Source organism: Collinsella aerofaciens (assembly GCF_032584215.1).
Lineage (GTDB): Bacteria > Actinomycetota > Coriobacteriia > Coriobacteriales > Coriobacteriaceae > Collinsella.
On sequence record NZ_JAWHPN010000003.1, the window covers coordinates 42,834 to 55,124 of the forward strand.

At 61.2% G+C, this 12,291-nt stretch carries 8 protein-coding genes and 1 tRNA gene; all 9 read right to left on the bottom strand.

Going from position 1 to position 12,291, the window contains the following annotated elements; all coding sequences use genetic code 11:
- Positions 1-97: 97 nt before the first annotated feature.
- The 9 genes from RX395_RS01360 to ispE all read right to left on the bottom strand — a co-directional run bounded on the left by RX395_RS01360 (position 98) and on the right by ispE (position 12,290).
- Positions 98-787 (bottom strand): TetR/AcrR family transcriptional regulator, encoded by a 690-nt coding sequence (locus RX395_RS01360; protein ID WP_055309426.1) that lies wholly within the window; start codon positions 785-787, stop codon positions 98-100.
- Positions 771-5,210, bottom strand: coding sequence for an acyl-CoA dehydratase activase (locus tag RX395_RS01365; RefSeq protein ID WP_316364908.1), 4,440 nt, complete (start codon positions 5,208-5,210; stop codon positions 771-773). The genes RX395_RS01360 and RX395_RS01365 overlap by 17 nt, the downstream gene beginning before the upstream one ends.
- A gap of 281 nt (positions 5,211-5,491) precedes the next feature.
- Positions 5,492-6,040, bottom strand: a complete 549-nt coding sequence (locus RX395_RS01370; RefSeq protein ID WP_316364910.1) for a DUF2798 domain-containing protein — start codon at positions 6,038-6,040, stop codon at positions 5,492-5,494.
- A gap of 313 nt (positions 6,041-6,353) precedes the next feature.
- Positions 6,354-7,922: a threonine/serine exporter family protein gene (locus tag RX395_RS01375; RefSeq protein WP_216596217.1), complete on the bottom strand. Its 1,569-nt coding sequence runs from the start codon at positions 7,920-7,922 to the stop codon at positions 6,354-6,356.
- Positions 7,923-8,258: 336 nt separating this feature from the next.
- Positions 8,259-10,223, bottom strand: a complete 1,965-nt coding sequence (lysS, locus tag RX395_RS01380; RefSeq protein ID WP_316364911.1) for a lysine--tRNA ligase — start codon at positions 10,221-10,223, stop codon at positions 8,259-8,261.
- Positions 10,224-10,302: 79 nt separating this feature from the next.
- Positions 10,303-10,773, bottom strand: a complete 471-nt coding sequence (greA, locus tag RX395_RS01385; protein WP_006234960.1) for a transcription elongation factor GreA — start codon at positions 10,771-10,773, stop codon at positions 10,303-10,305.
- A 106-nt stretch (positions 10,774-10,879) separates the two neighbouring features.
- On the bottom strand, positions 10,880-11,155 hold the full coding sequence (gene tatA, locus RX395_RS01390; protein WP_022094895.1) for a twin-arginine translocase TatA/TatE family subunit: 276 nt from the start codon (positions 11,153-11,155) through the stop codon (positions 10,880-10,882).
- Between the two features lie 112 nt (positions 11,156-11,267).
- Positions 11,268-11,344: transfer RNA gene (locus RX395_RS01395), tRNA-Pro, on the bottom strand.
- A 49-nt stretch (positions 11,345-11,393) separates the two neighbouring features.
- Positions 11,394-12,290, bottom strand: coding sequence for a 4-(cytidine 5'-diphospho)-2-C-methyl-D-erythritol kinase (gene ispE / locus RX395_RS01400; RefSeq protein WP_316364912.1), 897 nt, complete (start codon positions 12,288-12,290; stop codon positions 11,394-11,396).
- Between the last annotated feature and the right edge of the window lies 1 nt (position 12,291).

Sequence of the window (12,291 nt, forward strand, 5' to 3'; positions counted from 1 at the left end):
GAGGAATATCTATAAACCCGGCTCACATGAATGCAGGTTATGACCGCATCGCGGGACTCACCGCGCGATGCGCGACAGGCGCCCCGCAAGAGAAACCCTAGGCGTCTTTCACCACGTCGGGACTCGTCGCACGCGATGCGCGATAGGCATCGGCCTCCTTGGAGACGCGTTCGAGCAGCTCGGATGTATCGACGCCCTCGACTTGCGCGACCGTTTCCACCGTCTGCATGGCGACCGCCCTCAGGTACGCGCACGCGCTGTCCCCCGGCTGCTCGAGGTCTATCTCCTCGCCGCCCTCCCGGGCAAAGCCGACCGCCATCACAAAGCCCATGATGCCCGAGACCAGAAAGCCCACCGCAAAGCTCGAATCTGCCTTGAGCTCTTCTCCGTCGGGGTGGACGATCTCTCTCACGCGGTCGATGATGATCGTATGGATGCCCTGCACGACCTGCTCGGCGGCACCCGCCCTCATGGTGATGACGATGCGCCGCAGCAGGCAGCGGACGTCACGCCGGTCGAACGCCGAAAGGTCGCCCTCGCTCGAAAAATGCCAGAGGGCATCGGTGATGAGCTCGTTATCCTGCAGCAGCTGGGCTATGGCGATGGCGACGAGTTCATCGAAATCGTGAAAATAGTAGTAAAACGTTCCGCGATTGCACTGGGCGGCGCGGGTCACCTCGCCAACCGACAGCTCGAAGATGCTGTTGTTCTCGATGAGCTCCCAAAACGCCTCGATGATACGGGTGCGTGCATCGGGCGCATCGGCGTCCTTACGCGGTCTCGCCATGCGCCTCACCGCACCCCTGCGCCTTGGCGTTCATGATGAGCATCTGAAGACGGTTCTCCACGTTGGCGAAGCTCACGTCGGGATCGTAGTCGAGCGGCAGGAACTGCGCCGTGGGATACTGCTCCTTGAGCGCATGGATGAGCCCGCGCCCCACGACATGGTTGGGCAGACACCCGAACGGCTGCAGGATCACGAAGTTGCGGCAGCCGCGCTTGGCGTGCTCGAGAATCTCCGCCGGAATCAGCACGCCCTCGCCCGCATCGAACGTATGGTGCAGGATCTTATCGCTCGCGCGCACGAGCTCGGGCATGCGCGTCGGCGGCTCGTAGAGCGGGCTCGCCGCGCCCAGGCGGTCGCAACGGTCGTGCGCGAGCTCGAACAGGTTGTCCGCCGTGGCGTACCAGGCCTTTTCGGGCAGCGACAGGTCGACGTGGAACTCGCGCGACTGCGCATGCTTGTAGAAATAGGTCTTGCGGATCACGTCGGTCATGCGCGCCTCGATGACCTCGAGCCCGTTGTCCTCGAGGTAGCGCTCGATCTCGTGGTTGGCGCCGAGATGGAAATTGAGCAGGTACTCGCCCACGATGAGAACGGTCGGATGCGGGTTCGAGCGGTCGTACGGAACGGCGTCCATGATCGCAAGCGCGCGTTTGAAGCCCGTCGCCTGGCCTCTCAGCCCGGAGCGCTCCATGCCCTCGATAACCTCATCGAGCGCGCGGTCGAACGCAGCGTCCGCCGCGCCCTTCTCGAGCTCGTAGGGACGGATGCGCCTAAGCATGGCCTCGAGGGCATCGATCATGGGAAGACCGTAGGCGATCTGGATGCTCGGGCCAAGGCCGAGCTTGAAGCCCGGATGCGCATTGTGGGCATCGACGTCGTCGTTGGTGAGCACCGGGACATAGTCGTATCCCGCGTCGTCGAGCGCGCGGCGCAGCAGGGGCATGTAGTGCGTCAGGCGGCAGTCGCCGATATACTTGCCAGTCACCACGGCGACGTCGTGCAGGTCGTACTTACCGCTCTCGAGTGCCGCGAGCGCCTCGCCGATCACGATTTGCGCGGGGAAGCAGATGTCGTTGTGCACATAGCGTTTGCCCAGGCGGATGGCATCCTCGCGCCCGATATCAAGGGCCTCGGCGCGCACGCCTTGATTGCGCATCGCCGCGGTCATGAGCCTGCAGAACGCATGGGAGGTGTTGGGGACCAGCGCGATCTTGTCGTGCCGGTCGCGCTTGGTGTACTTGACCTTATACGGGTCGTCGAGCGGATGGACCGCGTGCACCCGGGCGCCCTCGGCACGCTCCTCCGCGCGACGACGGTTGACCGACTCGATAAACGAACGCACGCGAATGCCCATGGGACCGGCGACGTCGCTCTCATCGAGCTTGATCATCATCGGAACCTTGGAGCCCATCTCGCCCATCATGCGCGCGATCTCGTCGGTGAGATACGCATCGTGGCCGCAGCCGAAGCTGCCCATCTGCACGAGCTCGAGCTCGGGCGTCGATGCGACGATGACCGCGCACGACAGCATGCGCGCATGGTAGTTGTTCACGATGTCGATGCGGCTGTTGGAAAGATCGACGTTGCAGACCCCCGGCACCGCATCGGGCGTCAGCACGGGGATGCCGCGCTCAGAGAAGAGCTTGGGCAGCCCGTGGTTGACCAGCGGGTCGTTGTGGTACGGGCGCGAAGCGATCACCACCGCGTAGCCGCCGTCCTCGTGCACGTTCTCGAGCACCTGCCTGCCGCGCAGCTGCAGCTGGTTCTCAAACGTCTCCTGCGCGCGGTCCGCCTGCTCGGTCGCCTTGGCAACCAGGTCGGCATCGATATCGAAGGTCTCCTTGCACCACGCCTTGAGCTGGCGGTTTCGGTCGCCCTCGTCGTACCAGTGGAACAGCGGCGTATCGAACGGAACGCCGAAACGCTCCTCCGGGTTATCGGAATTGCGCATCACGTAGGGGTATCCCTTTACGACGGCGCACATCCACTCGCTGGTAGAGGCGGTGTTTTCGGTGGGTACCGTCGTGATGATGGGCATGAAGATGCGGTCGACGCCGGCGTCGACGAGATTGCGGATGTGCCCGTGGACGAGCTTGGCCGGGAAGCACACGGTGTCGGATGTGACGTGCGCCAGACCGCGCTCGTACATCGCCTTGGTGCTGCGTCCCGAGACGCGCACCTTAAAGCCGAGCGTGCTGAAGAACGTCGACCAGAACGGCATGGTGTCCCAGAACTCGAGCACACGGGGAATGCCGATCGTGACATCGCGCCCCCCGCAGACGAGAACCGTGGGGTACGACTCGAACAGCAGCTTCTCGCGGTCGACAAAGAGATTGGGGGCAGCCGCGGTCCGGTCGCGCCCCGTGCCGGGTGCCTGTGCCTCGCAAGCACCCTGCGGACGCAGCTCCTCCGCCGCGGGAACCTCGCGCACGAGCTCATCCCATGAGATGGCGCCGCCGCGCGGGCAGCGATTGCCCGTGACGTAAAGCGAGCCGTCGCCAAATGCCACGACCGCGCGCTGGCAGCGGTTGTTGCACCGACGGCAGGTAACGCCGCCGAACTCGCGATGCTCGAAGCGCTCCACGGCATCGAGCCCGATAAACGACGTGCCGGCGTCGCCCTTGCGGCATTCCTCGCGCGCGAGCAGGGCGATACCGATAGCGCCCATCAGCCCCGGGTGGGGCGCACGCGTGACGGGTTTGCCCATATACTGCTCGAATGCGCGCAGCACCGCGTCGTTTCGGAACGTGCCGCCCTGGACGACGACTTTGTCGCCCAGACGGTTGAGATTTGAAACGCGAATGACCTTGGTGAACACGTTCTCGATAATCGAACGGCAGAGACCGGCCATGATGTCGCCCGGACCCTTACCGCGCCGCTGCTCGGAAACGACGCTGCTGTTCATGAACACCGTGCAGCGGCTGCCGAGAACGGCGGGGGCTTTGGACGAAAATGCCTCGGTCGCGATATCCTCAACGGCTATTCCGAGGTTTTTGGCAAAACCCTCGAGGAACGAGCCGCAGCCCGCAGAGCACGCCTCGTTGACGACGATATCGGTCAGCACGCCGTGGTTGAGCCAGATGGCCTTCATATCCTGTCCGCCGATGTCGAGCACGAAGGTCGCATCGGGAACGCATGCGCACGCGGCGCGGGCGTGCGCGACCGTCTCGACCGTATGGTAGTCGGCGTGGAACGCGCGCGCGAAAAGCTCCTCGCCGTATCCCGTGGTGCCCACGGCATCGATCGCAAGCGTGACTCCCGCTGTCTCCCAGCGGTTCTTCAAGCTGACAAGACCCTGTTGGGCGACGTCGAGCGGTCTGCCGTTATTAGACGCGTAGAACGAATCGACAAGCTCACCCGCCTCATCGACCAGGGCGAACTTGGTCGTCGTGCTCCCCGAATCGATACCGAGCGCCACACGCACCGTCTCTCCGGGCGCATACGCATCCGGACCCTTTGCCGGCGTCTCTTTGCCATGGCGTGCCGTAAAATCCGCCTGCTCGGCAGGTGTGGCAAAAAAGGGCTGGGCAAGACGTCCCTCCCCGCTTGCGGGCGCGACCGTCTCGAGCTTATCCAGCCGGACAAAAGCGTCGGGAAGGTCGATCGGTTGGGACGATGCGAACATGTCGGTCAGCGACAGGGCGGCACCGCGCGCGACCATGATCTGCGGATCGCGCGGGACGATAACCTGATCGTCCGATAGATTCAGTTGCTCCCGGAACACGCGGACCAGTGTGGGGTTGTAGGCGAGCGTACCGCCCTCGAAGATTACCGGCGGCTCGATGTCGATACCCTGGGCCAGACCGCCGATCGTTTGGCGGGCGACCGCGTGAAGCGCCGAAAGCGCCAGGTCGGTGGTAGGAATGCCCTCGTTGAGCAGCGGCTGGATATCGGTCTTTGCGTACACACCGCAGCGGCCCGAGACCTCGTGGACGGTCGTTCCCCGGCTTGCGAGCTGCTCGAACTCGCCCGATTCGGTGCCGACCCCCATGAGCTTTGCCATCTCGTCGATAAATGCACCGGTACCGCCTGCGCACGAGCCGTTCATGCGCATGTCGGCAACCTCGATGTCTCCCTTATCGTTGGTGCGGAAGAAGATCATCTTGGCGTCTTGGCCGCCCAGCTCGATGGCGCAGCGCGTCTGCGGATAGAACCTGCTGATCGCGAGCGCGTTGGCGACCACCTCCTGAACGTACGAGGCGCCCAGCGCGGTCGCGATATCGCGCGCACCCGAGCCGGTCACCGCAACGCGCAGTGACTCATGGGGAAAGCGCTCGGCGAGCTCGCCGAGCATGGCGCGCACGCTCGCTGTCTGACACGCCCCGTGGCGGCGATATCCCCACCACGCCTCGGTCATATCTTCGTGCATCGCGTAAACTTTGGTCGTCGTCGACCCTACGTCCAGTCCTACTAGCAACGCCATAATGCTCCGTCTCTCGCATTTTTCCCGCTAGAGATATACCACTCTACGTAATACAACAGACTGTTGTATTTAAACTCCGTATAAAAAGCGGCTGCCGAAACGCTTCAGCAGCCGCCGAATGCACCAACAGATTGTTCTGCGCGCTAGCACGTCGGGCAACGGAGCAGCACGGGCCCTCCGGTCATGCGCACCGCTCACGCCCGCGATGTCGCCGAGAGAGCTATCCACGCTTAGGGCTCCAACCAAGCAAGTCGCCCGCGCTCAGCAGATCCCTAAGCGAGCTACTCGCACTCAGGAGCCATAGCCTGCTCCAAGAGCTCGGCATGCTCCTCCTCGAAAACCGTCCCCACAGGGAAGGCGCGACGGAAGACGAAGCGGGAAATCGGACCGGCTACCAAAAGGTTCCACGGCAGCGCCATCACAAAATTATGCGGGATGTTGATCATCCAGATCGCGGGCACGGAATACAGGTTCGCAAGGATGCCGCCGGGCATGTGCGTCAGACCCTCACAGGCACCGTACAGCGACATGATGATGACCATGGGAACGACCATGCAGGAGCTGACGGCGAGCGTCATGGCAAGTGGCGAGCTCTTGCCCGGCGTGACCAGGAATTTAAAAGCGAAACCCTTGGCAAGGGGACTGGCAACAAACCAGTCGCAGCACATGGCAAAAATGTAGGCAACGGGGAAGCCGAGCCACGCAGTGGCAACGACCTCGCCGTTGATGGCCCCGTGCTGCAGGGCAACGTTGTAGATGCTCATCCAGAGCACCATGCAAAAGCACATGATAAAGGTGAACAGCAGGCTCTCTCGTTTGTTGATAGGCATAAAGGGCAGATTCCTCTCTGTGTTGTACCGCGGCGCCACGCAACAAAAACGGGCGGGCAAGATGGAGCTGTTGGAACTTCATCTCGCCCGCCCGTGGTACGCGCGTCTGCGACTACTTATGTGGTGGAACCAGCCTAGCACGAAACGCATGCGCTTCGTAAGCGTTGAGTTTATGAAGATGCAGGGCACCGATAATCCCCCGACCCCATAAGTTGCGGTGGAATACGGACTGTTTTGACCCTTTAAGCAGCAATTCAGTCCCTATTTCACCGCAACTCATTTGGTGCAAAGTAACCTGTCTCCCTTGCACCAATTAGCTGGTGTGGCGCCAGCGAGGGTCGGTGAGCGTACGCGCCACACCCAGGCCAACGGGCAAAAACGCCACGATGAGCACTGCGCGCACAAACCAGCCGAGCATATTGACTGTGTCGAAGGTGCACATGTAATACATCGAGCGATACAGATACAAACCCGGCACCATAATGACAATCGAAGGCACCGTGAGGGCGATACGCGGGTAGGTGAGCTTGACTTCGGCCAAGCTTGCCAGCAGACCCGATACCAGCGCGCCGATAAACGCTGCTGCCTCGGGAGGCATTCCCGTGCTGAGGCCCAGGAAGGGAATCATCGTCGGCGCATCGACAAGGGTCAGACGCAGGGTATTGGACACGGCGCCGATCAACCCAGCTGCCGCGGCCATCTTTACCGGGCTGTTGAACATCACCGAGAAGCCGAATACGCCAACGAAGCTCATCACCACGCGTAGGAGCGTAAGGGCAAGCGGCGAAAGGCCCAGTGGGGCAAAGTCGTCCGGCGCCAGGCCAACACACTCGGCAACCATCCAACCTACGAGCGTCGCCATCACAATAATCGATACGGCATATGAAAGGCGCTCGATACCGCTTCGCATGTCGAGCTTGGCGATGTCGAGGCCCGCCGTAATGAGCGGAAAGCCGGGAATCACAAAGAGCATGGCGCCGATATAGCCTTCTTGGTGCGACATTGCCCCCGGTATGACCTGGCCAAGGCCGAGCAATGCCAGCAGATACGAAACGCAAGCGAGCGCAACGCCGGTCGTCAGCGCGCTGAACTGACCAAGGCCTTGCTTGAGAATATGGGAACGAGCAAAGTTGCCAACACCAGCGCCTACGAATGCGCAGGCCATCTCGATAGGGCCGCCGCCGAGCAAAAAGACGAAGGCGCCGCAAGCACAGGCTGCCGCAAGGCCCTGTTGCCAGGGAGAGTAATCGGGCTTTGAGCTCTCAACGGTCTTAAGCATCTCGTGGTATTCGTGCACGGTAAACCGGCGCCCATACGTCTCGATTTCCTTTAAGAAGCTCTCCATCATCCAAATGCGATGGGTATTGACTCCCGTTGTGGGCAGGCTGACAACCTCGTTAAAGCAGTGGCCATCTTCGATGCAGGTGCACTCAAACGACAGAAGACTTAAGTCAACGTGGATGGTGACACCGAGTACGGCGGCAACACGATTCATGGTATCGCGCACGCGCCAGGCACCCGTTCCGCTTGCCAGCATAAGCATGCCGGTGCGGCAGATGATGGATGATTTATCGGTGAGCGGCGCATCGACGGCAAGCTCATCGCCTGCCGTCACGATCTGGTGCCAGTCAGTTTTCATATGGAGCGCGCCGGCACGAACGCCGTGGTGCATGGGGGCTCTCGAAAGCAGCGAGTCAAGGCGCGAAGGCTGTGGGGGCTCCGTTGATTCGTCCTCAACCTCATCAGTCTCTTCATCGACCAGATCAAAGGAATCAAGCGGCGCTGGCTCGCGACGGTCGATCAGCTCCTCGTCCTCATCATCAAAGTAATTGAACTGATCGAGCATGTCCTCTTCGATTGAACGCTCGCTCGCGTCGTCCATATAGACGCTCCCTTCCTACCGACTAACCCCCATCCTAGGCAGCAACGGCTAAAGGAAACATAAAAGAGACGGCTGTCATGCGAGCCATGTGCTCAACAGCCGTTGGGCAGTCGTTTAAGAACGTCCCCAATGACTACATCGATGTTCTAAGTGTCAACCAAGTCAACGCCGCAGGTAGAGGACGGACAGCGAGCGACGTCCAGGGCGAACAAGTTGGCATGAAAAAGGCAAGGCATAGACCTTCTGGTCATGCCTTGCCTTTTGAATGACAAATTGTCGCCCTGGGCGGCGCGCAGCGTCAACTGGTTACGCGGGTTGGTAAACCCGCGTAACCCCCTAGTACATCTTTGCGCCGGCGGGGATGGAAGCGTCGAGCTGGATCAGGTTGAGACGCTCCTCGCCCTCCTCCTCGTGGATGGCACTGATGAGCATGCCGCAGCTGGGAATGCCCATCATCTTGCGCGGAGGCAGGTTGGTGATGGCGAGCAAGGTCTTGCCAACCAGGTCCTCGGGCTCGTAATAAGCGTGAATACCGGAGAGGATGGTGCGGTCGGTGCCGGTGCCGTCGTCGAGCGTAAAGTTCAGCAGCTTCTTGGACTTCTTGACGGCCTCGCATGCCTTGACCTTCACAGCGCGGAAGTCGCTCTTGGAGAAGGTATCAAAGTCGACGAACTCCTCAAACAGCGGCTCAACGGCGATCTTGGAGTAATCGAGCGTGGGCTTAAGCGACTTAACGAACGGGCTCGCGGCGTTGCCGGCCTCGGCAGCCTTGGCGGCAGCGGCACCGGACTGGAAACCCTTCTCGGGCTTCATGTGCGGGAACAGCAGCACGTCGCGGATAGAAGCCTGGTTGGTAAGCAGCATGACCACGCGGTCGATACCAATGCCAATGCCGCCCGCGGGAGGCATACCGTACTCGAGGGCGCGCACGTAGTCCTCGTCGTACTCCATGGCCTCGTCGTCACCGCCGGCCTTCTCGGCCATCTGAGCGGCAAAGCGCTCGGCCTGGTCGACCGGGTCGTTGAGCTCGGAGAACGCGTTGGCGTACTCGTGACCGGCAATAACCAGCTCAAAGCGGTGCGTCAGGCGCGGGTCGTCCTCAAAGCGCTTGGCAAGCGGGCTGACCTCGATGGGGTAATCGCACACGAACGTGGGGTTGACGATGGTGTCCTCGCCCAGCTCATCGTAGATCTCGGCGATAATCTTGCCGGCGGTCCACTCGGGCTTAATCTCCAGGCCCTTCTCGCGCGCGGCGGCAGCAAGCTCCTCGACCGGTGTGTCGATGGTGACCTGCTTGCCGAGCACGTCGGAGACGATGTCGGTCATGGGACGGCTGGCCCACTCACCAGAAAGGTCGATGGTCTGGCCCTGGTACTCGATGACCTCGGGGTTGCCGATGGCCTTGTTAGCCGCCTTAATGACACCCTGGGCGAGCGCCTTCATGCCCTCGAGGTCGGAGAAGGCACGGTAGGCCTCCATCGTGGTGAACTCGGGGTTGTGGGTAAGGTCCATGCCCTCGTTACGGAAGATGCGGCCGATCTCGAACACACGCTCAAAACCACCGACGATGCAGCGCTTGAGGTGCAGCTCGGTGGCAATACGCAGGTAGCACTCCTGATCGAGCGCGTTGAAGTGGGTAATGAACGGCTTGGCAGTAGCGCCGCCTTGGATGGTCTGCAGGATGGGGGTCTCGACCTCCATGTAGCCGTCGGACTCCATAAAGCGACGGAAGGTGGAGAGAATCTGCGAACGCTTACGGAAGGTCTCGCGAACGTCGTCGTTGGCGATCAGGTCGACATAGCGCTGGCGATAGCGGGTCTCCTTGTCGGAAAGACCGTGGAACTTCTCGGGCAGCGGACGAACGGCCTTGGCAAGCAGGGTCGCGCTCTTAGGGGCAACGGAAAGCTGGCCACGCTGGGTGCGCACGACCACGCCGGTCACGCCCAGGATGTCGCCCAGGTCGAGGGCCTTGAGCGTACTCCAGGCAGCCTCGTCCATGTCGTTGATGCGGCAGAACAGCTGAATCTCGGCAGTCGCATCGCGCACGACGATGAACATGATCTTGCCCTGACCGCGCTTGGCGACCACACGGCCAGCGATCTTCACGACGTCCTCGGTGTCCTCGCCATCGGCAAGCTCGGCGTACTTAGCCTCGATATCGGCGACGTAGTCCTCAAGCTCAGAGTGCTCGGGATAGGGGTTCTGGCCCGCCTCGAACAGGGCGGCGCGCTTGGCCAGGCGGGTGGCGCGCTCGTCGTTGAGCGTCGATGCCTGATCGGCGGCGTTCTGGTTCTCTGCCATAAGTTAGCTCCTCAAACTAAAACGCTCCCCAGGATTCGGTCCCAGGGAGCGAAAACATACCTTTACGCGGGACCGTGGTCTAGCGTGCGATCTTGGCGATGGTGTAGACGCGAGTCTTGCCGGAAGGCGTAACGACCTCGACGGAGTCGCCCTCGCCGTGACCGATGATGGCGTGACCGACCGGAGACTCGTTGGAAATCTTGTGCTCGAGCGAGTTGGTCTCGGTGGTACCGACGAGCGTGACTTCCATGACCTCGCCGTTGGGATCAATCAGCGAAACGGTGGAACCGATGGAGACGGTCAGATCGCCCGTAGTGGCAGCAACCTGAGCGTTGGCAAGAATGGCCTGGATCTCGGCGATACGAGCAGCATTCTGGGCCTGCTTGTCCTTGGCGGCATCGTACTCGGAGTTCTCCGAAAGGTCGCCGAACGCGCGGGCTTCCTTGATGTCCTCGACGATCTCCTTGGCGTAATCGCCCTCACGCCAAGCGAGCTCCTCGACGAGCTTCTGGCGGCCCTCAGCGGTCAGTACGATCTGGCTTGCGTCCATACGGATATCTCCCCAACTCTGATCAAACAATCAACTGTCAACAAAACGAAAAAGACCGGCTAGCCTGCGGGCAAGCCGGTCAGGTGCTCACCCCAAAGGGATGGGACTACTCTGCGTCCGCGTCGCTGTCCTCTGCCTGCTTCTTCTTGGCAGCAGCGAGCTTGGCCTCGAGCTCAGCGATCTCCTTGTCCTCCTCGGACTGCTCGACCACGACCTCCTCGGCTTGCTTGGTCTCGGCCTTATCGTCGCCCTCCATACCCTCACGGATATTCTTGACGGTAGAGCCGAGGGACTTGCCGAGCTTCGGCAGGTTCTTGGGCCCGAAGATAATCAGGACAACGACGAGAATAATGATGAGCTCAGGAGCCCTCAGTCCAAACATGTAGACCTCCACAATACAGCGAGACAAGCTCGAATGAGTATACCGCGGGTATCGCGGTATCACAACACTAGCTAAAAAAAGGGACCGCAAGAAGCGGTCCCTCCTCATGCTCTGGTCGGGTTGACTGGATTTGAACCAGCGACCCCTGCGTCCCGAACGCAGTGCTCTACCAAACTGAGCCACAACCCGTTAGCTCGACTATAGTAACAAAGATTTTCGCCGCGTGCTAGAGAAATTTTTATTTCTTTGGCGCGTCGATTTGAACCGTGTTGGGAATAAGCTCAGTCGCGCAGGCCCACCAGCCATTTTGCTGGGCAGCATCGGCAAGCCTTTCGGCCGTGGCAGCGGTGTCGCAAATGGCAAACGAGCAGGCACCCGATCCGCACACATCTACAGCAACGGTTCCGTCCTGTTTACGCAGCCAGTCGAGGACCGTTTGAATCTGCGACTCCATCTGTGCGGAAATGACACCAAGGTTGTTATGGATGAGTGCATATGCCGTCTCGGCATCACCAGCACGCAAGGCAGAAGCTATCGCGCCGGGCTTGTCCGCAGGCACCGGGGTCTCGTCAAAACGTCGATAGGCTTCAATTGTCGAAACGCTTGCCTCGCGCGGCTTGACCAGCACGACGGGCGTCGCGGGCAGCGCGGGGTACTCAGTTGCCAGCACGTCTCCCCCACCTACGTAGAACGCAGGACTCGCGTGCAAAAAGAACGGGACGTCGGCACCAATGCCCCGCGCAATATCGTCGAGCGCTGGGTCGGTGCGATCAATGCTCCAGAGCTCCGCCAAGGCGACAATGACCGCGGCCGCATCCGTCGAGGGGCCGCCCAAGCCGGCGCACAATGGAATGCGCTTCTCAATCGTCACGCAGATGTTTGCCTCGCGACCATAATGCTCGGCCATAGCAACCGCAACCCGATACGCCGTATTCTTTTGCATGGGAAAATCTGATGCCGGAACCGTCTGGACGGTCAGCGCCTGCGCCGGCGTGACCGTCACGGTATCGGAAAGACCGACGGCTGCCATCAGGGAATCGACCCTGTGGTAGCCGCGGTCATCGCGCTCGGTATGAACCCCCAGGTAGAGGTTAATCTTTGCCGGCGCGGAAAGAGTCAGGGACCGATCGGTCACC

What these genes read in the sequence shown, in the direction of transcription:
- RX395_RS01360 (WP_055309426.1), bottom strand. Translation starts at nt 787, where the DNA reads ATGGCGAGACCGCGTAAGGACGCCGATGCGCCCGATGCACGCACCCGT.
- RX395_RS01365 (WP_316364908.1), bottom strand. Translation starts at nt 5,210, where the DNA reads ATGGCGTTGCTAGTAGGACTGGACGTAGGGTCGACGACGACCAAAGTT.
- RX395_RS01370 (WP_316364910.1), bottom strand. Translation starts at nt 6,040, where the DNA reads ATGCCTATCAACAAACGAGAGAGCCTGCTGTTCACCTTTATCATGTGC.
- RX395_RS01375 (WP_216596217.1), bottom strand. Translation starts at nt 7,922, where the DNA reads ATGGACGACGCGAGCGAGCGTTCAATCGAAGAGGACATGCTCGATCAG.
- lysS (WP_316364911.1), bottom strand. Translation starts at nt 10,223, where the DNA reads ATGGCAGAGAACCAGAACGCCGCCGATCAGGCATCGACGCTCAACGAC.
- greA (WP_006234960.1), bottom strand. Translation starts at nt 10,773, where the DNA reads ATGGACGCAAGCCAGATCGTACTGACCGCTGAGGGCCGCCAGAAGCTC.
- tatA (WP_022094895.1), bottom strand. Translation starts at nt 11,155, where the DNA reads ATGTTTGGACTGAGGGCTCCTGAGCTCATCATTATTCTCGTCGTTGTC.